This window comes from Paraburkholderia adhaesiva (assembly GCF_021390575.1).
Taxonomy (GTDB): Bacteria; Pseudomonadota; Gammaproteobacteria; order Burkholderiales; family Burkholderiaceae; genus Paraburkholderia; species Paraburkholderia adhaesiva.
Genome location: NZ_JAJEJQ010000002.1, coordinates 71,018 through 94,101, shown reverse-complemented (window position 1 = coordinate 94,101; position 23,084 = coordinate 71,018). Strand labels below are relative to the sequence as shown.

Sequence of the window (23,084 nt, the reverse complement as noted above, 5' to 3'; positions counted from 1 at the left end):
TCAGTTCAGATCGAGCCGCTTGCCACTTTCGGTATCGAACAGATGCAGATGCGCGTGAGGCAGACCGAGCGTCATGCGCTGCCCCGGCGCGACTTGCGGCCGCGCGCGCGTGGTAACGCACCAGGTGGAATCGGCTATTTTCCCGTACAAGTGGGTCTCGGCGCCAGTCGGTTCGATCACGTCGACGTTGAATGGCACGTCGCCTCCCGCCTCGATGTGCTCCGGGCGAATGCCGAGCGTCACACGTGCGCCCGCCTGCGTCATGCGCGCCGTCGCCTCGGGCAGCGCGATGCGCACGCCGTCTTCAAGCACGAGCGCGGTGCCGCGCGCGTCGCTCATGACCGTGCCCGCAGCAAAGTTCATCGAGGGCGACCCGAGGAAGCTTGCGACGAACAGATTGCCCGGCTTGTCGTAGAGGTCGAGCGGACGTCCGATCTGCTCGATGCGGCCCGCGTTCATCACGACGATGCGATCGGCCATCGTCATCGCCTCGATCTGGTCGTGCGTCACATAGACCACCGTGTTGCGCAAACGCTGGTGCAGCGCCTTGATTTCCGTGCGCATCTGTACGCGAAGCTTGGCGTCGAGGTTCGAGAGCGGTTCATCGAAGAGAAACAGCGATGGCTCGCGCACCACGGCGCGGCCCATCGCCACACGCTGGCGCTGCCCGCCCGAGAGCGCACGCGGCAAGCGTTCGAGATAGCTCGACAGATTGAGCATCTTCGCCGCCGCCTCGATGCGCGGCTTGAACGTGTCCTCGCGTTCCTTGCGGATGCGCGGACCGAACGCGATGTTGTCGTACACGGACAGATGCGGATAGAGCGCGTAGCTCTGGAAAACCATCGACACGTTGCGCTGCTGCGGCGGCAGCCCGTTCGCGCGCGTGCCGCCGATGGTGAGATCGCCGCCGCTGATGTCCTCGAGACCCGCGATCATGCGCATCAGCGTGGTCTTGCCGCAACCCGACGGGCCGACGAGCACGACGAACTCACCGTCCTCGATGTCGAGATCGACGCCATGCACGACCTGCGTTTCGCCATAGCGCTTGTAGATGCCGTTCAGTTGTACCGCTGCCATGCTGTCCTCGTTCGCTGGTTACGCTGTCGTGCGTGTGAATTGCGCGTGTTTTACGTGTGATCGGCTCGACGCGTCAGAGCGGGTCGAGCGTCAGTTCGTTTGCCATCATCCGGTTGCCGGCCATGAGACCTGCGTCCACGGGCAACGCGACGCCCGTGATCACGCGCGCCTGCGGCGACGCCAGAAAATGCACGGCGTCGGCGATGTCCTCGGGTGCCGCCACGTCGCCGAGCGGGTACCACTTCTTCAGTTCTTCGAAGATTTGCGGATGCCGATCGACGCGCGCCTGCCACGCGGGCGTCTTGACGGTGCCCGGGCAGACGAGATTCGCGCGAATGCCGTACTGGCCCAGCTCGATCGCGAGCGCTTTCGTGTAGCTCACGAGGCCCGCTTTCGCCGCGCTATAGGCGGGATGCCCGAGCGCGGTGAGCCCGTTCACCGAACCGATCAGCACGATCGCGCCGCTCCGCCGCGCGATCATCGACTGGCGCACCGCCTCGACGGTGTAGTACGCGCCGTTCAGATTCAGGTCGATGTCGCGTCGCCAGCCGGCCGCGTCGGTGAGCGCGAGCGTCGTGCCAAGCGCACCGCCCGCGTTCGCCACGACGACGTCAACCGGCCCGCGCGCGGCGACCCCGGCTGACACGGCATCGCTCATCGTTGCGGCATCGCTCACGTCGGCGACTAGCGCCTCGAGCCGCTCGCCGCCGAAATCCACGCGCAGCGACTCTGCGAGCGCCTCGTCGCGATCGAGCGCGAGAACGGTGTCTCCCGCATCGAGAAACCGCTTGCACAGGGCGCGGCCTATGCCGCCGCTCGCGCCCGTCACCAGCACCACCCGGCTCATGTTCGACTCTCCGAATCGGCCCGCCAGCCATGCCCGCAAGCCTGTAAATTTCCAACAAACATACCAAATACTACGCGACAAAATTCGGGTTAACACGCACATAGAATTCTGCTGCAGCGCATGAATTATCCCTGTTTAACAGCATGTTAGGCAAAACACCGAGGGAAAAACAATATCGCGTTTACCAGGTGACAACGCTTTTTTCATCCTGTAGGATTTTTTCAAACAACGCAACCCAGCGGCCGGGGTCCCGGCGGCGGTGTAAGCAGGCATAAGCAGGAATAACCACCCAGCAACCACCCGCAAGGGATTGGACCCAGCGCTGAAGCGCCAAGTCCCATCGACACAGGAGAGTGAGAATGTCGTTTCAGCAACGTGCAACCACTGCGCTCGGCAAAGTCGCCGTCGCGCTCGCCTTTGCCGGCATCGGAATTGCGGCACACGCCGATACGGTTCGCGTGACCGTCGCGCACTACAGCGACGCCACCGCACCGTACTTCGAGAAAATGGCCAAGCAGTTCGAAGCCGCCAATCCCGGCACGACGATCAAGATCGAAGACGTGAACTGGGACTCGCTGCAACAGAAGCTGCAAACGGACATCGCCGGCGGCGCGAACGCCGACCTCGCGATCATCGGCACGCGCTGGCTCCTCGACTTCGTGAAGGACGGCATCGCCGAGCCGCTCGACGGCTACATGGACGCGAACTTCAAGGGCCGCTTCATCGGTCCGTTCCTGGCTCCTGGCCAGATCGGCGGCAAGACGTACGGCCTGCCGATCGCCGCTTCGGCTCGCGCGCTCTACTACAACAAGGACATGCTCGCGTCGGTCGGCTATCCGAGCGGCCCGAAGACCTGGAACGACGTGGTCGATGCGTCGAAGAAGCTGAAGGCCAAGGGCATCGCCGGCTTCGGTCTGCAAGGCAAGGAAATCGAAACCGACGTGTACTTCTACTACGCGCTGTGGACCCACGGCGGCGACGTGGTCGGCAAGGACGGCAAGGCGGCGTTCAATTCGGCGCAAGGCGTGAAGGCCGCGACGCTCTACAAGATGATGATCGACGAAGGTCTCACGCAGCCGGGCGTCACGGGCTACAGCCGCGAAGACGTGCAGAACCTCTTCAAGCAGGGCCGCGTGGCGATGATGATCTCGGCGCCGTTCCTCGCGAAGCAGCTGAAGAAGGAAGCCCCGAACATCAAGTACGGCATCGACGCGATCCCGGTGGCCACGACGCCGGCGACCTACGCGGTGACCGACTCGATCATGATGTTCAAGAACTCGAAGGTGAAGCCGACTGCCTGGAAGTTCCTCGACTTCCTGTTCACGAAGGAGCCGCGCGTGCTGTTCACGAGCACGGAAGGCTTCCTGCCGACGACGAAGGCCGAAGCGACTGCCCCGGAATTCCAGGACCCGGACACGCAGGCATTCATCGCGCTCCTGCCGCACGCACGCTTCGCACCGACTGTGACGGGCTGGGAAGACACCGCGAAGGCCGTGACGAACGCGATGCAGGCGATTTACCTCGGCAAGGCCAAGCCCGCCGACGCACTGAATCAGGCCGCTGTCGAAGCGAACAAGGCGCTCGGCAAGTAATGACCGCCTGACTCCGGTACGGACCGTCGCGCGCGCCGCATTTCACGCGCGCGACAGTCCGACAAAGCATTGAAAGATCGCAGCACCGAGGATGTAATGACATGACTTCCGGTCCCCTGAGACAATCCGGGCAACCGCAGCCAACCGGTCCGGCGACCGGCGGCACCCCTGACCGAACACGCGAACCCACCCGCATGAGCCGCTCCAACCGTGCCGTCGCCACGCCTCGCGCGCCCTGGCTCCTGATCGTGCCGAGTCTGGTGCTCGCGCTGTTCATCATCAGCTATCCGATTTTCAACATCGTGTACCAGTCGCTGCACGATGTGTCGCGCTTCGGACAGATCCGCGATTTCAGCGGCCTGCAGAACTTCTATAACGTGCTCAGCGATCCCGTGTTCATGAGCGCGCTGAAGAACACGCTGATCTGGACGTTCTTCGTGGTCACGGGCACCGTGCTGATTTCCGTGCCGGTCGCGCTCGTGCTCAATCAGGACTTCTATGGACGCGGCATCGCGCGCACGATCGTGATGCTGCCGTGGTCCGTCTCGCTCACGATGACCGCCGTGGTGTGGCGCTGGTCATTCAACGACGACTACGGCATGGTCAACGTGACGTTGCAGCGTCTCGGCCTCATATCAGGGCCGATCCACTGGCTCGCCACCCCGGAATACGCGTTCCCGGTGGAGATCTGCGTGGGCATACTCGTGTCGATTCCCTTTACCACGACGATCCTGCTCGGCGGGCTCTCGTCGGTGCCGGGCGACATCTACGAGGCCGCGCGAATCGATGGCGCGAGCGCCTGGCAGCAGTTCCGCCAGCTCACGCTGCCGCTTCTCAAACCGTTTATCAACATGGCGATCCTGCTGAACGTGATTTACGTGTTCAACTCGTTCCCGATCATCTGGGTCATGACGCAGGGCGGCCCCGACAACAGCACGCACATTCTCGTCACGTACCTCTACGAACTGGGCTTCCGCCTCGGACGCCCCGGCGAAGCCGCGGCGGTTTCGCTCGTCATGCTCGTGATCCTGTTCGCGTTCTCGGTCGCCTATCTGAAGCTGCAGGCGAAGCGCGGCGGCAATGCAGAAGGAGATCTCGCATGAACCAGAAGCTCAAACGCTCGTTGATCTGCTGGCTCGTACTGTTGCCGCTCGTTGTCGTCGTGCTGTTTCCGTTCGCCGTGATGTTTTTCACGTCGTTCAAACCCGCATCGGAAGTGTTCGTCTTTCCGGCGCGCTGGCTGCCGATGCAGTGGCGCTGGCAAAACTACGTCGACATGTGGCAGGCCGCGAACTTCGGCGTCGCGCTGCGCAACAGCATCGTGGTCAGCGTGCTCTCCACGAGCCTCGCGCTTGCCGTGAGCCTGCCCGCCGCCTACGCGCTCGCGCGCTTTCCGTTCCGCGGTCGCGGGCTGTACCGGCAGTTCCTGCTCGTCACCCAGATGCTTTCGCCGATCCTGCTGGTGGTGGGCCTGTTCCGGCTTGCCGCGATGATCCCGTGGGGCGACGGCAATCTCGTCGATTCGAAGATCGGCGTCATCGTCTCTTATGCGGCGTTCAATATCGCGTTTGCCGTCTGGATGCTGTCGTCGTACTTCCAGACGGTGCCACGCGATCTCGAAGAATCGGCGTGGCTCGAAGGCGCGAGCCGCACGGGCGCGGTGTTTCGCGTGTTCCTGCCGCTTGCCGTACCGGCCGTGGTGGTCACCGCGATCTTCACGTTCATCAGCGCCTGGAACGAATTCGCGGTGGTCTATACGCTGATCCGCTCGCCCGAGAACAAGACGCTCACGGTGCAGGTCACCGACATGGTGGCTGGCAAATACACCGTCGAATGGCAACTCGTGATGGCCGCCACGCTCGCGGCGACGCTCCCCGTCTCGGTGGTGTTCGCCTGGTTGCAGCGGTATATGGTGAAGGGCCTCGCGCTCGGCGCGGTCAAGTGATGGAAACGGGTGCGAGCGCGTTGTTAATCACGCGCTCGACACCCTGCAGCGATTGCTCGTTAGCCGCATCGCGATTATTTCCCGAGTTCGTACCCCACCACGCCACCCGCCACCGCGCCGCCCACCGTGCCGATCGCGCTGCCGTTAGTCGCCTTGTTGCCGACGTAACCACCCGCGACCGCACCGCCGAGCGTACACGCCCCAGTGGCCGATACGGCAACGATCGCGAGCATGAGCGCCGCCCCACTGCGTTTAAGCCATTTCATCGTCGAACCCCCTTTCGATGGCATGACCCTGTTGCCGCAAGCCGCGTGCCGCGCGTGGTCGTCCTCAGCGGTGGAGGTACAGCAGAATCAGCGTAAGCGTGGCCAGTGAGCCGATCGTCGAATGAAGAATGGTCCGCGACGTGACGTGCGCCTCTCGCCGATAGTATTCGGCCAGCATGAACGGGCCAGTGCCGGTGGGCAGTGCCGCGAGCAGCAGCGCTGTCTGCGCGAGCGGAAACGGCAACGCAAACACGCGCACCGCAAGCCACCACGTCAGCACGGGTTGCGCGACGAGCTTCGTGAGTGTGATCCACCACGACGACTCGCGCGGCGCCGTCTCAGTGCTGCGGCGCTCCGCGAGGAACAGACCGAGACTCACTAGCGCGCATGGGCTCGCCGCGCTGCCCAGCAGCTTCAGGAACGTCTGCGCGCTCGCGGGCAGCGTAATGTGTGCACCCGAAACGATCGCGCCGAGCAGAGGCACAACGAGTAGCGGATTGCGCAACAGCGATTTCCCCACCTTCATCACGAGCCGATGCGGCCGACGCTCGCTTTGCAGCCCTGTCTCGATCAGCACGATGGCAAACGCGAACAGAACGCACACGACGATGATCGACGCAATCGTGGTCGGCGTGAGGCTCGACGGCCCGAACGCGATCATGCCCAGTGGAAAGCCCACGTAGCCCGTGTTTGGATAAGCGGCGGCGAGACCGTCGATGCTCGCATCGGCAAGCGGACGGCCGAGGAAAAGCCGCACGGCCACCACGCCCGCGAAGACGAGCAGGCACGCGCCGCCGAACGTGACGATGAAAGCTGGCTGGAACAGTTCGTGCCATGTGGCATGCGCGACGATGTCGAAAAGCAGCGCCGGCAGCGCGAGCCACACAACGAAGCGGTTCAGTTCCGAAGCGGCAGCGGGCCCCAGCACGCCGAAGCGACGGCACGCAAAGCCCGCGAAAATCAGCCCGAATACGGGCAACAGAATGGAGACAGCGGAAAGCATGCGTTTTTGTTGAAAGGCGGTCGACACTGCGGCCGGATGCTCAGTCCATCGCCGCGTGGCTCGAGTTTGCGGCGGGGGCGCTGTGGGACGAAGGCCGGATCAGCACGAGCAGCGGAATCACGAGCAGCGTCGCGACGAACATCATCTTGAAGTCGTTCAGGTAGGCGATCATCTGCGCCTGCTGCGTGATCGTCTGATTGAGCACGCCGAGATTGTACGGCGATCCGTTCGCTAGCATCGCCTGGACCGCGGGATCGAACGGCGTGATGTGCTCCGCAAGATTCGCGTGGGCGACCTGCGTGCCGCGCGTGAAGAACGTCTGCACGACCGAAATGCCGATACTGCTGCCGATATTGCGCATCAGGCTGTATGTCGCTGTGCCGTCCGCGCGCAGTTCGGGCGTGAGCGTAGAAAACGTGAGCGCCGATAGCGGCACAAACACAAAGCCGAGACCGAAGCCCTGAATGACGCCCGGCCACACGATGTCCGAGCGCGACAGCACAATCGTGTACTGCATCATCTGCCACAACGAAAACGCGGAAACGACAAAGCCAAACAGCAGCAGTGCGCGCGCATCGACGCGTCTCAGCAAACGCCCCGCGATCAGCATCGCGACCATCGTGCCCGCGCCACTTGGCGCAGTGACGAGGCCCGTGAGCGCCACCGGATAGCCCATCAGGCCCTGCAGCATCGGCGGCAGTAGCGCGCGCGTCGCGTAGAGCACCGCGCCGATCACGAAGATGAAGAACGTGCCCGTCGCGAAGTTACGGTCCTTGAGCAACTGATAGCGGAAGAACGTGTGCGGCCCGTGGGTGGCCGTATGCACGATGAAGAACGCAAAGCTGAGCGCCGCGACGAGTGCGTAAATGCGGATTTCGAGCGAACTGAACCAGTCGAGCTGCTCGCCGCGGTCGAGCATCGCCTGCAGCGCGCCAATGGCGAGCGCAAGCGTGGCGAAGCCGAACATATCGAATCGCGTCTGGCGTGCGGGATCGCGGGCCGGCAGAAAAGTGGACACGCCGAAGAACGCGAACGCACCGACCGGCACATTGATGAAGAACACCCAGCGCCAGTTATAGCTGTCCGTGAGCCAACCGCCGAGCGTCGGGCCAAGCACCGGCCCGACCATCACGCCCATGCCCCACACCGCCATGGCCTGGCCCTGGCGGTCGCGCGGATTGATGTCGAGAAGGATCGACTGCGAGAGCGGCACGAGCGATGCGCCGAAAACGCCCTGCAAGAGCCGCGAGCCAACGATCTCGCCGAGCGAGTTCGAAAGGCCGCACAGCGCCGACGCCACCGTAAAGCCCGCAATCGCGAAACCAAGCAACCGCTTCACGCCGAAGCGGTCGGCGAGCCACCCCGTGAGCGGTGTGGCGATGGCCGCCGCGACGATATACGACGTGAGCACCCACGTGATCTCGTCCTGCGATGCCGCCATCGAACCCTGCATGTGCGGAAGCGCGACGTTGGCGATCGTGCTGTCGAGCGTCTGCATGAGCGTGGCGAGCATGATCGACAGCGTGATCATGCCCCGGTTGAGCGGCGCGGTCTTGCCGCCCTGGGCGACTGCAGTCATCGTGAAAGGAACGGTTGCTGGGGGAAATAATAAGCCTGCTTATTATACGGATAGCAATGCGCGGTGCAATCGGGGGAAATGCGGGAAGAATTCGGGGGAAATCGGGGCATCGCCCGAATGTGGGGCCGCGCTTTGTCCGAGCTTGCACCCTTCGTCCGTATAATCGCGCCCATGACTAGCGACCTCGAAAAACGGTTCGGCTTCTTGATCGCCGATGTGGGCCGGCTCTACGGCAAGCGCTACGACGACCTCGCGAAGTCGTCGTTGGAACTCACGCGCGCGCAATGCCGGACGATCGCGTACCTTTCCCATTACGGCGACATGAATCAGGCGCGCCTTGCCGAGCGGCTCGAAGTCGCGCCAATTTCGGCTGGACGGCTGCTGGAAAGACTGGAGGAAAACGGCTGGGTTGCGCGCACGGCCAATCCGGACGACCGGCGCGAATTGCAGGTGAGCCTCACGCCAAAGGCGGAAAGCGTGCTCGCGGCCGCGCGCCGCGTGGGGGATGAAGTGCAGGCGGAAGCCCTCTCGGGCTTCACGCCTGAAGAAGCCGAGCAGTTCAGCCAGATGCTTCAGCGCGTGCGCGCCAATCTGGGTCCGCTCGTCGAACGCTAACGCCCGTTATTTTCCCGCCACCTTGCGCTGGCGCCACAGGCACAGCAGATCACACGCGATGTGCGCGGCAGCGATCGCCGTGATCTCGCTCTGATCGTAGGCCGGCGCCACTTCCACCACGTCGGCGCCGATCAGGTTGACGGCTTCGAGTCCGCGCACGACGGAAAGCGCCTGCGCCGACGAAAGTCCGCCGGGCACCGGCGTGCCCGTGCCGGGCGCGAACGCCGGATCGAGACAGTCGATATCGAAGGTCAGATACGTGGGCCGGTCGCCCACGATGTCCAGAATTCGCTGGCGCGCAGCCGCCGGACCGTGTTCGTGAACCCACGCCGCATCGAGCATATTGATGCCGAGAAAATCCTCGTTCCACGTGCGAATGCCCACCTGCACCGAAGTCTTCGGATCGATGAGGCCGTCCTTCACAGCCTTGTAGAACATCGTGCCGTGATTGAGGCTGTCCGGTGAATCGTCGGCCCAGGTGTCGCAATGCGCGTCGAAGTGGATCAGCGAAAGCGGCTTGCCGTACTTCTCCGCGTGCGCGATCAACAGCGGATACGTGATGAAGTGATCGCCGCCGAACGTGAGCATCTTTGCGTTCGAGCGCAGGATCGTGCGCGCGTGCTCGATGATGGCCGGCTTGATCGACAGCGGATTGTGCGCGTCGAACCAGCAGTCGCCGTAATCGGTCACGGCGAGCGTGTCGAATGGATTGAAGCCCCACGGGTACGGATGCAGCTCGGCCAGCTGGACGCTGGCTGCACGCACTGAGCTGGGCCCAAGTCGCGCGCCCGAGCGGAACGTCGTGGCGAGATCGAGCGGCACGCCCGACACGACGACATCGACGCCGTCGAGTTCGCGCGTGTAGTTGCGTCGCATGAACGACAGCACGCCGCCGTAGGTGTTTTCGATGGATGAACCGTAAAGCGATGGACGGCGAATTGCGCCGTCGCCATGAATGATGGCACTCATGCAATGACCTGATTGAAAGGACCGCAGCGCTCGAATCGATAAAAGCGCGCCGCGGCGGTCGGATTCATTGGGAACGCAGCGGCAGGCTTTCCGTGTCTGCCGCCGCGCTGGCTTGCGAATCCTTTAGCGCAGCCTCACGAGCGTGGACTTCAGCTCGGTGTACTTCTCCAGTGCGTGCAGCGACTTGTCACGGCCGTTGCCCGATTCCTTGAAACCGCCGAACGGGAAGTTCATATCTCCCCCTTCGTCGTAGCAGTTGACCCATACGGTGCCCGCGCGCAGACGGCGCGAAATATCGTGCGCGTGCGTGAGGTTCGACGTCCAGACCGCGGCGGCAAGGCCGTAGTCGGTATCGTTGGCGATGCGCACCGCTTCGTCGATCGTGCTGAACGTAATGACCGAAAGCACCGGCCCGAAAATTTCTTCACGCGCGACCTTCGAATCGTGGTGCGTGTCGAACACGGTCGGCTCGATATAGTAGCCACCGCTTGCTTCGTTCACACGTTTGCCGCCCAGCAGCAGCTTCGATTCCTTGCGGCCCGCCTCGATATAGCCGAGCACACGCTCGAGCTGGATCTTGTCGACGATGGCGCCCATCGTCGTCTTCGGATCGAGCGGATTGCCCGGCACGTAGTTGCGCGCGGCCTCGACGAGCTTCGCGAGAAACACGTCCTTGATGTCACGATGCACGAGCAGGCGCGAACCCGCCGTGCACATCTCGCCCATGTTGTAGAAGATCGCACCGGCAGCGGCGTTCGCGGCGCGGTCGAGATCCGGGCAGTCCGGCAGCACGATATTCGGCGATTTGCCGCCCAGTTCGAGCCATGCGCGCTTGAGATTGGACTGGCCCGCGTATTGCATGATCTGCTTGCCGACGCCCGTCGAACCCGTGAACGCGATGCAGTCCACGTCCCGGTGCAGCGCGAGCAGTTTGCCCGGCTCTCCGCCACCCGGCAGCACGTTGAACACGCCCGCCGGAATGCCTGCTTCGTGCGCGAGTTGCGCGACGCGAATGGCCGTGAGCGGCGACTTCTCCGAGGGCTTCAGCACGACGCTGTTGCCCGCCGCGAGCGCCGGGCCGAATTTCCACGATGCCATCAGGATCGGAAAATTCCACGGCACCACAGCGGCGACCACGCCAATCGGCTCGCGCGTGACGAGGCCAACGAGATGATGATCGGCGGGCACGACTTCGCCGCCCACCTTGTCGATGGCCTCCGCGAACCATTCCACGCAATACGCTGCGCCCGGCACATCGACAGTCGTCGTGTCGCCAATCGGCTTGCCCGCGTCGAGCGTTTCGAGCAGCGATAGTTCGTCGAGGTGCTCGCGCATCAGCGCGGCCCAGCGCAGCAGGATTGCCTTGCGTGCTCGCGGATTCAGGCCGGCCCACACCTGCGCGTCGAACGAGCGGCGTGCAGCGGCTACCGCCGCATCTACATCGGCGGCACCGCAATCCGCGACGGCCGTGAGCACGCGGCCGTCGATCGGGCTCACACAATCAAAGGTGCGGCCCGAGTAAGCGTCGCGATACGCGCCATCGATGAATGCTCGGCCTTCAATCGACAGTGTCGCGGCCTTGTCTTGCCAGAAAGCGAGGGTCTTCTTTTCCATCAGGATGCCTCAATGTTGTGCAATGGGCCGTGAGCGCCGCGCACATTGCGGCGTACGCCCGGGGTTCGCGCGAAAGATAGATCAGAACGTGGGCGGCGAATTCGCCGACACCAGCTCGCAGATGTCATTCGCGCTGGGATTGCGAAAGCGATGCGGCAAGCGGCTTTCGAAGTAGTAGCTGTCGCCGGGGTCGAGCAGCCAGGTCGTGCCGTCGACGGTCAGTTCGATCTGGCCGGACACCACGACGCCGCCTTCCTGCCCCGCATGCGTCAGCATTTCGGGGCCCGTATCGGCGAGCGGCTGGTACACCTCGCGCATGATGCCCATGTTGCGGTCTTTCACGTTCGCGCCGGCGAGGTAGAACTCGATGGAGGCGTTGCCGAGATTCGGCATCTCGTCGCGCCGCGAGACCACGCTGCCCCCTTCGTCAAGGTCGAACGTAAAAAACTCGGCGAGACTCATCGGAATGCATTCGAGCAATTTCTTGAGCGACCCAACTGATGGGCTGACCCGGCTTTGTTCGATCAGCGAGATCGCACCATTGGTGACGCCCGCTCGCTTCGCAAGCTCGCGCTGAGATAGACCATACCGCTTGCGAACGCAGCGCAGGCGGACAGCAACTTCAGTGGACGACGACACGGAATCGGACACGTTAGGAACCGTTTACATAAGAGCGTTCACGCGGACGGCGTGGGAAACGTGTTGAATATTCTAATCAGTTTGCTTTTTTTTCTGTTAGTAGAAACCCGTGCAAGCCATTTGAAATTGACGAATATTTAGTACCTATCTGCTTATGGCGACAGGCTTTTTTCTGGAATTCGGGTAAGTGCTAACAAAAAAAGCGTAAAAAAATAATTGACGGCCTTTTTGGCTCGTATATCCTCAATCACAGGTCGAACGTTATGGAGTTCTCTCCGCCACACTGCAACGCAGCAATAAGCGTAGCAATGTGAAGGGCTTCAGGCGGCGACTGCATTCCGGTTGACGAAGCATTCGCCATGCGAATCTTTATCGCTGGAATGACCCAACTTCAACATTACTCAGTCGAGTGCAATTGTGAGAGTCCGTGGCCCTCTGGTCAGGTGGAAACGTAGTCATGCGAGGTGTCTTCGCGGTGACTGCGCTGCCATCGCCGATGGCAGTAGCGGCAGGCTTGCCCCTCGCCTGCACCTTTCCGCCATCACGATACTTTCGCGCCGGTCGGTCCGGCGTCGTAACGCCGTCTCCGCGCGCGCCTTCATCGCTGTCCACACCGACGAAGTCGCATCGCTCCTGCCATAGCGCCTTCCCTTCCAGCGTAGTTCGTTGCCGCTGCCGTTGCAGTTGCCGTAGTTCGCACGCGAAGCCTGCCTTACGCGAGCGACGTGGCTGCGCGCGCCTCACCACGGTTGCGCCCCACAACGGCCGGAAACGAACCGCCTACATGATCTCCACGCGCAGTGCGATGCGTTAGCGCCCGTCCTGCCGTGCCTCAGGTTTGCGGCCTTGCTTGATGCAGGGTTGCAAGGTCATGTCACGCCCGTGGTATCGCTGCAATACAAGTCAATACGCGGCACCCGGGTTAAGGAAGTGAAACTTTAGCCATGCGAATGAAACCCCTGGTCGGCGTCACTGCCGATCGAAACATGATGGGACCGCACGCGTCGCACGTCACCGGCGAGAAGTACATCGCCGCTGCGGTGGATGGCGCCGGTGCGCTGGCACTACTGGTGCCTGCGTTCGGCGAGCGTCAGGCCGCAGCCGATCTGCTCGACGCCGTCGATGGACTGCTCTTCACCGGCAGCTATTCGAACGTCGAGCCGCATCGTTATGGTGGTGCGCCAAGCGAGCCGGGCACGCTGCACGACTCGCACCGCGACGCCACGACGCTGCCGCTGATGCGCGCCGCGATCGAGGCCGGCGTGCCGGTCCTCGCGATCTGCCGCGGTTTCCAGGAAATGAACGTGGTGTACGGCGGCACGCTGCATCAACAGGTCCACGCCGTGGAAGGCTTCGACGATCACCGCGAGAACAAGGCCGATTCGCTCGCTGAGCAATATGGTCCGGCTCACGCGATCTCGCTCGTCGATGGCGGTCTGCTGCAACGGCTCGCAGGCGGCGCGCACGAAGCACACGTGAACTCGTTGCACGGTCAAGGGATCGACCGGCTCGGCGCGGGCCTCGTGGCCGAAGCACAGGCGCCGGATGGTCTCATCGAAGCCGTGAGCGTTGCCAACGCGCGCACTTTCGCCCTGGGTGTGCAGTGGCACCCCGAGTGGGAGCACGCACAAAACGCCCTTTCCACCGCGATATTCCATGCGTTCGGCGAAGCCTGCCGTGCACGCATGCTCGCCCGAATACCGGGCGGGGCAACCAGGCAGAACGCCGAGGCGCCTTGCGCCGTGCACGCCTGAAGCGCCCCAACAGATAGAGAGAACGATCATGCATGACATCGACGAATTCCTGAAGAAGCATCACATCACCGAAGTTGAAGCGATCATCCCCGACATGGCGGGCATCGCGCGCGGCAAGATCATCCCGCGCAGCAAGTTCGAATCGGGCGAATCCATGCGCCTGCCGCAAGCCGTCATGATCCAGACCGTCACCGGCGAGTATCCGGAAGACGACAGCTTCACTGGCGTCACCGACCCCGACATGGTCTGCGTGCCGGACGCCTCGACGATCCGCATCATTCCGTGGGCCGTCGACCCCACCGCCCAGGTGATTCACGACTGCGTCCACTTCGACGGCACGCCCGTCGAAATTTCGCCGCGCCGCGTGCTGCGCCGCGTGCTCGAAATGTATGAGGCGAAGGGCTGGAAGCCGGTCATCGCGCCGGAGCTGGAGTTCTACCTCGTCGACATGAACAAGGACCCGGACCTTCCCCTCGTGCCGCCGGTCGGTCGTACGGGGCGTCCGGAGACGGGCCGCCAGGCGTACTCGATCGAAGCGGTCAACGAATTCGACCCGCTCTTCGAAGACATCTACGAGTACTGTGACGTCCAGGACCTCGAAGTCGATACGCTGATTCACGAAGTCGGCGCCGCGCAAATGGAAATCAACTTCATGCACGGCGATCCGCTGAATCTCGCCGACCGCGTGTTCCTGTTCAAGCGCACGGTCCGCGAAGCTGCGCTGCGCCACCACATGTACGCGACCTTCATGGCGAAGCCGATGGAGAACGAGCCGGGTTCGGCCATGCACGTTCACCAGAGCCTCGTCAGCGCGGAAAGCGGCCAGAACCTGTTCACCGGCGCAGACGGCAAGGCCACCGACATGTTCTACGCGTACATCGCGGGCCTGCAGAAATACACGCCTGCGCTGATGCCGATCTTCGCGCCGTACATCAATTCGTACCGCCGTCTGTCGCGCTTTATGGCTGCGCCGATCAACGTCGCGTGGGGCTATGACAACCGCACGGTGGGCTTCCGCGTGCCGCACTCGTCGCCGGCCGCGCGTCGCGTCGAGAACCGCATTCCGGGCGTGGACACGAACCCGTACCTCGCTATCGCCGCGACGCTCGCCGCAGGTTATCTCGGCCTCACGCAGCATCTGAAGCCGACCGAGCCGCTCGTGAGCGACGGCTACGCGCTGCCGTATCAACTTCCGCGCAACCTCGAAGAGGGCATCACGCTGATGAGTTCGTGCGAGCCGATGAAGGAGATGCTCGGCGAGAAGTTCGTGCGTGCGTATCTGGCGCTCAAGGAAACGGAATATGAAGCGTATTTCCGCGTGATAAGTTCGTGGGAACGCAAGCATCTTCTGCTGCACGTGTAACTGAATACTTTGCATGGGATGGGACGAAGCGCTAAAGCGCCCCATCCCATCAACCGTTTTACATGGGATGGGACTAAGCGCTGAAGCGCCAAGTCCCATCGACAGGAGACAAGCAATGAGTTATCGAATCGATGCCCCCGCAAGCGTGATCCAGGCCGCACCGACGACGCTGCGCGCAGAAACCGCGCGCTCGACGGCCGAGTATCGCGCCCTCGACGCCGCGCACCACATTCATCCGTTCTCGGACATGGGCTCGCTGAACAAGCACGGCAGCCGCGTGATCGTGAAGGCGAAGGGCGTGTACCTGTGGGATTCGGAAGGCAACCAGATCATCGACGGCATGGCCGGCCTCTGGTGCGTGAACGTCGGCTACAGCCGCAAGGAACTCGCTGACGCCGCCTACAAGCAGATGCAGGAACTGCCGTACTACAACACGTTCTTCAAGACGACGCACCCGCCGGTCATCGAATTGTCGGCACTGCTCGCGCAACTCGCGCCGGCGCCGTTCAACCACTTCTTCTACTGCAACAGCGGTTCCGAGGGCAACGACACGGTGCTGCGCATCGTGCATCAATACTGGTTCACGCAGGGCAAGGCATCGAAGAAGATCGTCATCTCGCGCAAGAACGGTTATCACGGTTCGACCATCGCGGGCGGAACGCTGGGCGGCATGGGGTACATGCACGAACAGATGCCGTCGAAGGTCGAGAACATCGTTCACATCGACCAGCCGTATTTCTTCGGCGAAGCCGAAGCCAACATGACGCCGGAAGAATTCGGCCTCGCGCGTGCGCAGCAGCTCGAAGCGAAGATCCTCGAAGTCGGCGCGGAGAACGTCGCTGCGTTCATCGGCGAGCCGTTCCAGGGCGCGGGCGGCGTGATCTTCCCGCCGTCGACCTACTGGCCGGAAATCCAGCGCATCTGCCGCAAGTACGACATCCTGCTCTGCGCCGACGAAGTGATCGGCGGCTTCGGTCGTACCGGCGAATGGTTCGCGCATCAGCACTTCGGCTTCGAGCCTGACCTGATCACGATGGCCAAGGGCCTCACGAGCGGTTACGTGCCGATGGGCGCGGTGGGCCTCCATGATCGCGTCGCAAAGGCCATCATCGAGAACGGCGACTTCAATCACGGTCTCACGTACTCGGGTCACCCGGTGGCAGCCGCTGTCGCGGTCGCGAACCTCAAGCTGCTGCGCGACGAAGGCATTGTCGAGCGCGTGAAGCACGACACCGGACCGTACTTCCAGCAACGCCTGCGCGAAGCGCTCGCCAATCATCCGATCGTGGGTGACATCTCCGGCGTCGGTCTCGTTGCAGGCATTCAACTCGCTCAAGATCCGAAGACGCGCAAGCGCTTCGCGAACGGCGGCGATGTCGGCACGCTGTGCCGCGACTTCTGCTTCAACGGCAATCTGATCATGCGTGCGACGGGCGACCGGATGCTGCTCTCGCCGCCGCTCGTGATCACGCGTAGCGAAATCGACGAACTCGTGTCGAAGGCGAAGAAGGCCATCGACGCAACGGCGCAGCAACTGGGTCTTTTGTAATACCACTTGTCAGGGGTCGGTGGCATGTCTCGGGGTAAAGGCACTGCCGATCCATCTTCATCTTCAGGGGAAACCAACATGAGTGTTTGTCATCTTCGTCATGCGGTCGCGACAGCTGCCCTCGCCCTGTGCGCGGGTCTCACGGCTACTTCGAGCCAAACGGCCAGCGCGGCCGATGAGGTGCTGAACGTCTACAACTGGTCCGACTACATTGCGAAGGACACGATTCCGAACTTCGAAAAGCAGACCGGAATCAAGGTCAAGTACGACAACTACGACAGCGACGACACGCTGCAGGCCAAGCTGCTCGCAGGCAGCTCGGGCTATGACATCGTCGTGCCGACCTCGAACTACATGGCCAAGCAGATTCAGGCAGGCGTGTACCAGAAGCTCGACAAGGCGCACATGCCTAACCTGTCGAACCTCGATCCGACGCTCATGCGCATGATCGCGGACGCCGATCCGGGCAATCAGTACGGCGTGCCCTGGGCCTTCGGCACCGACGGCATCGGCTACAACGTGCAGGCCGTCAAGAAGGCACTCGGCGACAACGCGCCGCTGGACAGCTGGGCGCTCGTGCTCGATCCGCAATATCTCTCGAAGCTGAAGGGCTGCGGCGTGTCGTTCCTCGACCAGGCCGTGGACGTGTTCGCCGCCACGCTGCAATACATGCACAAGGACCCGAACAGCACGAATCCGGCTGACTATCAGGCCGCCTTTGAAGTGCTGAAGAAAGTCCGCCCGTACATCACCCAGTTCAACTCGTCGGGCTACATCAACGACCTCGTGAACAACGACATCTGCGTCGCAGTGGCCTGGTCGGGTGACGTCGGCATCGCGCACCGCCGTGCCGAAGAAGCCAAGCGTTCGTATGAACTCAAGTTCACGAACCCGAAGGAAGGCGGTCTGCTGTGGTTCGACGTGATGGTCGTGCCGAAGGATGCACCGCACCCCGAAGCAGCGATGAAGTGGATCAACTACATCGAAGATCCGAAGGTCAACTCGCAGATCACGAACGAAGTGTTTTATCCGACGGCAAACAAGGCCGCACGCACTTTCGTGACGCCGGGCGTCGCCCAGGATCCGACCGTGTACCCGTCGGATGAAGTTCTCAAGAAGATGACGCTAATGAAGCCGATGCCGGCCGACATCCTGCGTCTGGAAAACCGTCTGTGGGCTCAGCTCAAGACGGGCCATTGATTGACAGAAGCCGTCTGGAAATGAAGCGAAGGAGACACTGCGGAAGAGGGATCGCTCGACCCCTCTCCGCCTGAAGTCAGCGGTGGTAGTCCGGCTGCGCGCGCCCAGGTCACCTCGGTCGCCTCAATTGTGTGAGTTGCACTAAGGCCGCGCAGCCTTCCCCGAGCCTCGTTCGCAGAAGTCCGCGAGTCGCGTCATGCGCCCCGTGCGGGTCGACTCGTGCCTGCGATCAGAAAGGAACCAAGGTTACATCATGAATTCGACGTCAAAAGTCAACGCCAATCCAGCCGTGGGTGCATCGGGCACCAGGGCCAGCTCCAATGACGCTTTCGTGCGAATCGAAAACGTCGTCAAAAAATTCGGCGACAGCACCGCCGTGGACAACGTGAGCCTGAACATCGCGAAGAACGAACTGTTCGCGCTGCTCGGCAGCTCCGGCTGCGGCAAGTCCACGCTGCTGCGCATGCTCGCAGGACTCGAAACTGCCACGTCGGGCCGCATCTACGTCGACGGCGAAGACCTCGCGACGCTGCCCCCGTACCGGCGCCCGGTCAACATGATGTTCCAGTCGTACGCGCTGTTTCCGCACATGAGCGTCGAGTCGAATGTCGCATTCGGCCTCAAGCAGGAAGGCGTCCCGAAGAACGAGATCAAGGAGCGCGTCGCCGACGCCCTGAACCTCGTGCAGATGAGCCGCTATGGCCAGCGCAAACCGCATCAGCTTTCGGGCGGCCAGCAGCAACGTGTCGCGCTCGCGCGCTCGCTCGTCAAGCGCCCCAAGCTGCTCTTGCTCGACGAGCCCATGTCCGCGCTCGACAAGAAGATCCGCCAGAAGACACAGCTCGAACTCGTGAACATTATCGAAAAGGTCGATGTCACCTGTGTGATGGTCACGCACGATCAGGAAGAAGCGATGACCATGGCGAACCGCCTCGCCGTCATGAGCGAGGGCCGCATCATGCAGATCGGCTCGCCGAGCGAAGTCTACGAATTCCCCAACTGCCGCTTCTCGGCCGAGTTCATCGGCTCGACCAACCTCTTCGAGGGCCGCGTGGTCGAGGACGAACCCGATCACATCTTCGTGGAAAGCGACGAACTCGAAACACGCATGTACGTGAGCCACGGCATCACCGGGCCTCTCGGCATGCCCGTTGGTATCTCCGTGCGTCCGGAGCGCGTGCGCGTCACGCGCGAGAAACCCGGCACGACAACCAACTGGGCGCGCGGCGTGGTCACCGACGTCGCCTACATGGGCAGCTACTCGCTCTATCACGTGCGCCTGCCGGGCGGCAAGGTGGTCGTTTCGAACCTCTCGAGTTCGCACCTCCTGAACGAGGGTGCTCCCGCCTGGAACGACGACGTCTACGTCTCGTGGGCGCCGGCCAGCGGCGTCGTGCTCACGCAATGAGGAGGATGCCGAAATGAGTACCTCTATTCCCACCAGCGGCGCGCCGGTAGCGGCCGGCGGCGTGAGGCGCGGTGCGCTTGTGCGCTTCCTCTCGCGCTTCGTGCCCTCGGGCCGCACCGCCGTCATCGGCATCCCGTTCCTGTGGCTCACGCTGTTCTTCGCCGTGCCGTTCCTGCTCGTGCTGAAGATCAGCTTCACCGACCAGGCGATGGCCGTGCCGCCGTACACGAGCATCGTCCAGATCAAAGACGGCGTCGTGCACTTCGCGCTGCAGCTCTCGCACTATGCGTTCCTGCTGCAGGACGACCTGTACATCGCCACCTATATCAGCTCGCTCAAGATGGCCGCGGTCTCCACCATCCTGTGCCTGCTGATCGGCTATCCGATCGCGTACTTCATCGCGCGCTCGAATCCGGCCACGCGCAACGTGCTCATGATGGGCGTGATGCTGCCGTTCTGGACGTCGTTCCTGATCCGTGTCTATGCGTGGATCGGCATCCTCAAGGACGACGGCCTGCTCAATCACGCGCTCATGGCGATCGGCCTCATTTCTTCGCCGCTGCGGCTCTATCACAGCGACGTGGGCGTTCAGATCGGCATGGTCTATTCGTATCTGCCGTTCATGGTGATGCCGCTCTACGCGCACCTCGTCAAGATGGACCTCACGCTGCTGGAAGCCGCGTATGACCTCGGCGCGAAGCCGTGGGTCGCGTTCACGCAGATCACGCTGCCGCTCTCGAAGAACGGGATCATCGCGGGCAGCCTGCTCGTGTTCATTCCGGCGGTGGGCGAGTACGTGATTCCCGAGCTGCTCGGCGGCGCCGACACGCTCATGATCGGCCGCGTCATGTGGGACGAGTTCTTCAACAACATGGACTGGCCGATGGCGTCCGCAGTGACGGTCGCGATGGTGCTGCTGCTGCTCGTGCCGATGGCGGTCTTTCAGTACTACCAGGTCAAGGAACTGGAGGAAGGCAAATGATCAAGCCAAACCGCGCACTCTCGGCAGGCGTGCTCACGATCGGGGTTCTGTTCCTCTACATCCCGATCATCAGCCTCATTGTCTATTCGTTCAACGAGTCGAAGCTCGTTACCGTCTGGTCTGGGTTCTCGCTCAAGTGGTACGCCGCGCTGCTACACGACGACGAACTGCTCACCGCCGCGTGGCTCTCGCTGAAGATCGGCCTGATGACCGCGTTCGCGTCGGTCGCGATCGGCACGTGGGCAGGCTATGTGCTCGCGCGCATGGGCCGCTTCAAGGGCTTCACGCTCTACACGGCCATGATCAACGCACCGCTCGTGATTCCCGAAGTCATTCAGGGTATTTCGCTCCTGCTGCTGTTCGTGGCGCTCGAGCAGACGCTCGGCTGGCCGAAGGGCCGCGGCATCATCACGATGTGGATCGGTCACGTGATGCTGTGCGTCTCCTACGTCGCGATCATCGTTCAGTCGCGTGTGAAGGAGATGAACCGCTCGCTCGAAGAAGCCGCACTCGATCTGGGCGCCACGCCGCTGAAGGTGTTCTTCGTCATCACGCTGCCGCTGATCTCGCAGGCCCTGCTCTCCGGCTGGCTGCTCTCGTTCACGCTCTCGATCGACGATCTCGTGCTCTCCGCGTTCCTCTCGGGCCCGGGTTCGACCACGTTGCCGCTCGTTGTGTTCTCGCGCGTACGTCTTGGCCTGAATCCCGAGATGAACGCGCTGGCCACGCTCTTTATCAGCGCGGTGACGATCGGGGTGGTCATCGTGAACCAGTTGATGACGGCCCGCGAGAAAAAGCGCCTGCGCGATATGCAGCTGGCGTTCATGCAACCCGAACCCGCCGAGTCCGTTAAGCCCGCAGCACCTGTGGGCGCGGTGGGCCAACCGCTTGGCCGCAGAGCGGCCTGAGCGGAGCAGATCTGCAGCACTGGAAATACAACCTGACGCACAACGCGAAGCAACATCACGCGGCAAACGTGTAGAGGGGCGTACGGCTCGCAGGGGCGAGCCGTACGCAAACGGGGTACCTGATTCACACGCCGATGTCTTTGCAATAACGACCCACAAGGAGAATCCTGATGAGGAAGAAGTTAATCTGTTTGCTGGTTGCCGGGGCGCTGCCGGGGCTCGCCATGGCGGACACGACCAGTGACCAGATCAAAGCCCTGCAGGCGCAATTGAACGCGCTGCAAAAAGAGGTGAAATCGCTCAAGTCCGAACTGGCAGAATCGAAGGGTGCGAAGAGCGCCACGAAGAACGCGGCGGTAGTGGCACCGGCACCGGTGGCTGCAGCGCCCGCTCAGGTTGTGGACGTGACCTCGCCCGAGTACGGCAGTGCACCGGCGCGTCTGACCAACGACCAGGTCGATACGATGAAGCAGCAGATCGCCAACCAGCAGCTCAAGGTTGATTCGCTCACCGACGCAGCGAACACCGGACCGCTCTCGGGTCTGTCGATCACGGGCTACATCGACCCGACGTACATCTACAATCGCGCGCAGAATACGTCGTCGTTCCTGTTTGCGAACCACTCGACCGACTACAACTACTTCAACAGTACGTTCGGCGACCTGTACCTCGACATCAAGAAGACGTTCGGTGTCGGACCGATGGCACCGTCGGCAGAAGTTTCGATCATGCCTAACCGCGGCAACGGTATTAATCTGTTGGCCAACCATAAGGGCGAGATCGGCAACAACATCCTGAACACGGCGATCATCACCGTGCCGGTTACCTCCACGGGAACGTTCGTTGCAGGTTTGATGCCGAGCTTCGGCGGCTATGAAGTGCAGCAGTCCAACCTGATGCTGACCCTCACGCACAACCTGCTCTACGATTTCTCCGATCCGGGCAGCTACGTAGGCGTGGGCTGGAACTGGGCACCGAGCGGCAACTGGTCGTACAAGTTCATGATCGCCAACGAGCAGTACCGCACGTATGGCGCGCAAACGCAGACCGGCACGAACGCCCTGGGCGATCCGATCACGGTGAGCAACAGGGTCCCGACGTTTACCGCGCGTGTTGATTACACCTGGTCGAGCGCGCTGGATGTCGGCGGTTCGTTCAACATCGGACGCCAGACGCTGGCAAGCGGCACCAATCCGCTTACGGGTGGCCCTGGTTTTGGTCCGGGCGGCTTTGCGACGAGCTCGGGAGGCTACTTCCTCTTCGGCCAGATGGACGCGACCTACACGCTCGCGGACCTGCAATACAACGCCCAGGTCGATTACGGCCAGCAGCAGCGTGCTGCGTTCAACGGCGGCAACGCGCAGTGGTACGGTCTGTCGCTGCTTGCGCACCGCAAGTTCAGCTTGCCGTCGGTGGGCCCGATGGGCGTGACCGCACGCTATGACGTGCTCGTCAACACCAAGAACGGCGGCGGCGGCGGCGGCATCGCGCTCAATGGCAACGGCATGGATACCAACAACGGCTTTGGCATCGGTGCAGACTGCGTTGTCAATTCGTCGACTTTCGGCACCGAGTGCAAGGGCGCGACGCGTCAGGACGTAGCACTCGATCTGCTGTTCTTCCCGACCCAGCAGATCCAGGTCAAGGTCGAGTATCGCCACGACTGGGCTACGCAGAAGGTGTTCCTGCGCAGCGACGGCTCGTACAGCAAGAACAACGACCTGCTCGGCGCGCAGTTCATCTACTCGTTCTAACGAGCCTGTGGCGGACGGCG

At 62.5% G+C, this 23,084-nt stretch carries 21 protein-coding genes; 13 read left to right on the top strand and 8 right to left on the bottom strand.

All coding sequences use genetic code 11. The annotated features are described in order from the left end of the window. Window positions 1-1,077 (bottom strand): ABC transporter ATP-binding protein, encoded by a 1,077-nt coding sequence (locus L0U80_RS15775; RefSeq protein WP_233866328.1) that lies wholly within the window; start codon window positions 1,075-1,077, stop codon window positions 1-3. A 73-nt stretch (window positions 1,078-1,150) separates the two neighbouring features. Beyond that, window positions 1,151-1,924: an SDR family oxidoreductase gene (locus tag L0U80_RS15770; RefSeq protein WP_233866325.1), complete on the bottom strand. Its 774-nt coding sequence runs from the start codon at window positions 1,922-1,924 to the stop codon at window positions 1,151-1,153. Between the two features lie 359 nt (window positions 1,925-2,283). Here L0U80_RS15770 and L0U80_RS15765 point away from each other — a divergent pair, with 359 nt between their 5' ends. The 3 genes from L0U80_RS15765 to L0U80_RS15755 all read left to right on the top strand — a co-directional run bounded on the left by L0U80_RS15765 (window position 2,284) and on the right by L0U80_RS15755 (window position 5,461). After that, window positions 2,284-3,516, top strand: a complete 1,233-nt coding sequence (locus L0U80_RS15765) for an ABC transporter substrate-binding protein (protein ID WP_233866322.1) — start codon at window positions 2,284-2,286, stop codon at window positions 3,514-3,516. Between the two features lie 194 nt (window positions 3,517-3,710). After that, window positions 3,711-4,619 carry a carbohydrate ABC transporter permease gene (locus L0U80_RS15760; protein ID WP_233866319.1) on the top strand — a complete coding sequence of 303 codons (909 nt, stop codon included), beginning with the start codon at window positions 3,711-3,713 and terminating at the stop codon, window positions 4,617-4,619. After that, window positions 4,616-5,461 (top strand): carbohydrate ABC transporter permease, encoded by an 846-nt coding sequence (locus L0U80_RS15755; protein ID WP_233866316.1) that lies wholly within the window; start codon window positions 4,616-4,618, stop codon window positions 5,459-5,461. Before L0U80_RS15760 ends, L0U80_RS15755 begins: the two co-directional genes overlap by 4 nt. 74 nt (window positions 5,462-5,535) lie before the next feature. Here L0U80_RS15755 and L0U80_RS15750 read toward each other — a convergent pair whose 3' ends face one another. From L0U80_RS15750 to L0U80_RS15740, 3 genes are all read right to left on the bottom strand, one after another. Further along, window positions 5,536-5,727: a glycine zipper 2TM domain-containing protein gene (locus L0U80_RS15750; protein WP_373322209.1), complete on the bottom strand. Its 192-nt coding sequence runs from the start codon at window positions 5,725-5,727 to the stop codon at window positions 5,536-5,538. Between the two features lie 64 nt (window positions 5,728-5,791). Beyond that, the gene (locus tag L0U80_RS15745) at window positions 5,792-6,730 is read right to left on the bottom strand and encodes an AEC family transporter (RefSeq protein ID WP_233866314.1); all 939 of its coding nucleotides are present in this window, start codon (window positions 6,728-6,730) and stop codon (window positions 5,792-5,794) included. A gap of 40 nt (window positions 6,731-6,770) precedes the next feature. Beyond that, window positions 6,771-8,309 carry a DHA2 family efflux MFS transporter permease subunit gene (locus L0U80_RS15740; protein ID WP_373322208.1) on the bottom strand — a complete coding sequence of 513 codons (1,539 nt, stop codon included), beginning with the start codon at window positions 8,307-8,309 and terminating at the stop codon, window positions 6,771-6,773. 171 nt (window positions 8,310-8,480) lie between these two features. Here L0U80_RS15740 and L0U80_RS15735 point away from each other — a divergent pair, with 171 nt between their 5' ends. Beyond that, window positions 8,481-8,924, top strand: a complete 444-nt coding sequence (locus L0U80_RS15735; RefSeq protein WP_233866311.1) for a MarR family winged helix-turn-helix transcriptional regulator — start codon at window positions 8,481-8,483, stop codon at window positions 8,922-8,924. A 6-nt stretch (window positions 8,925-8,930) separates the two neighbouring features. Here L0U80_RS15735 and speB read toward each other — a convergent pair whose 3' ends face one another. The 3 genes from speB to L0U80_RS15720 form a co-directional block, all read right to left on the bottom strand. Beyond that, window positions 8,931-9,893, bottom strand: a complete 963-nt coding sequence (gene speB / locus L0U80_RS15730; RefSeq protein ID WP_233866308.1) for an agmatinase — start codon at window positions 9,891-9,893, stop codon at window positions 8,931-8,933. 123 nt (window positions 9,894-10,016) lie between these two features. Further along, window positions 10,017-11,507 carry an aldehyde dehydrogenase gene (locus tag L0U80_RS15725; RefSeq protein WP_233866306.1) on the bottom strand — a complete coding sequence of 497 codons (1,491 nt, stop codon included), beginning with the start codon at window positions 11,505-11,507 and terminating at the stop codon, window positions 10,017-10,019. 81 nt (window positions 11,508-11,588) lie between these two features. Further along, entirely contained in the window at window positions 11,589-12,158 is a 570-nt protein-coding gene (locus L0U80_RS15720) for a cupin domain-containing protein (protein WP_233866303.1), read from the bottom strand. Between the two features lie 405 nt (window positions 12,159-12,563). Here L0U80_RS15720 and L0U80_RS15715 point away from each other — a divergent pair, with 405 nt between their 5' ends. The 9 genes from L0U80_RS15715 to L0U80_RS15675 all read left to right on the top strand — a co-directional run bounded on the left by L0U80_RS15715 (window position 12,564) and on the right by L0U80_RS15675 (window position 23,064). Then, the gene (locus L0U80_RS15715) at window positions 12,564-12,788 is read left to right on the top strand and encodes a hypothetical protein (RefSeq protein ID WP_233866301.1); all 225 of its coding nucleotides are present in this window, start codon (window positions 12,564-12,566) and stop codon (window positions 12,786-12,788) included. A gap of 302 nt (window positions 12,789-13,090) precedes the next feature. Beyond that, complete coding sequence (locus L0U80_RS15710) at window positions 13,091-13,900, top strand: gamma-glutamyl-gamma-aminobutyrate hydrolase family protein (protein WP_233866299.1); 810 nt, start codon at window positions 13,091-13,093, stop codon at window positions 13,898-13,900. A 28-nt stretch (window positions 13,901-13,928) separates the two neighbouring features. Continuing rightward, window positions 13,929-15,263: a glutamine synthetase family protein gene (locus tag L0U80_RS15705; protein WP_233866297.1), complete on the top strand. Its 1,335-nt coding sequence runs from the start codon at window positions 13,929-13,931 to the stop codon at window positions 15,261-15,263. A gap of 115 nt (window positions 15,264-15,378) precedes the next feature. Continuing rightward, complete coding sequence (locus L0U80_RS15700; protein WP_233866295.1) at window positions 15,379-16,812, top strand: aspartate aminotransferase family protein; 1,434 nt, start codon at window positions 15,379-15,381, stop codon at window positions 16,810-16,812. Window positions 16,813-16,890: 78 nt separating this feature from the next. Further along, the gene (locus L0U80_RS15695; RefSeq protein WP_233866293.1) at window positions 16,891-18,012 is read left to right on the top strand and encodes a polyamine ABC transporter substrate-binding protein; all 1,122 of its coding nucleotides are present in this window, start codon (window positions 16,891-16,893) and stop codon (window positions 18,010-18,012) included. 253 nt (window positions 18,013-18,265) lie between these two features. Further along, a complete protein-coding gene (locus L0U80_RS15690; protein ID WP_233866291.1) occupies window positions 18,266-19,420 on the top strand; it encodes an ABC transporter ATP-binding protein in 1,155 nt (384 codons plus the stop codon). Between the two features lie 13 nt (window positions 19,421-19,433). Continuing rightward, window positions 19,434-20,402, top strand: coding sequence for an ABC transporter permease subunit (locus L0U80_RS15685; protein WP_233866290.1), 969 nt, complete (start codon window positions 19,434-19,436; stop codon window positions 20,400-20,402). Beyond that, on the top strand, window positions 20,399-21,310 hold the full coding sequence (locus L0U80_RS15680) for an ABC transporter permease subunit (protein ID WP_233866288.1): 912 nt from the start codon (window positions 20,399-20,401) through the stop codon (window positions 21,308-21,310). Before L0U80_RS15685 ends, L0U80_RS15680 begins: the two co-directional genes overlap by 4 nt. 170 nt (window positions 21,311-21,480) lie before the next feature. After that, window positions 21,481-23,064, top strand: coding sequence for a DUF3138 family protein (locus L0U80_RS15675; RefSeq protein WP_233866286.1), 1,584 nt, complete (start codon window positions 21,481-21,483; stop codon window positions 23,062-23,064). Window positions 23,065-23,084: the final 20 nt, after the last annotated feature.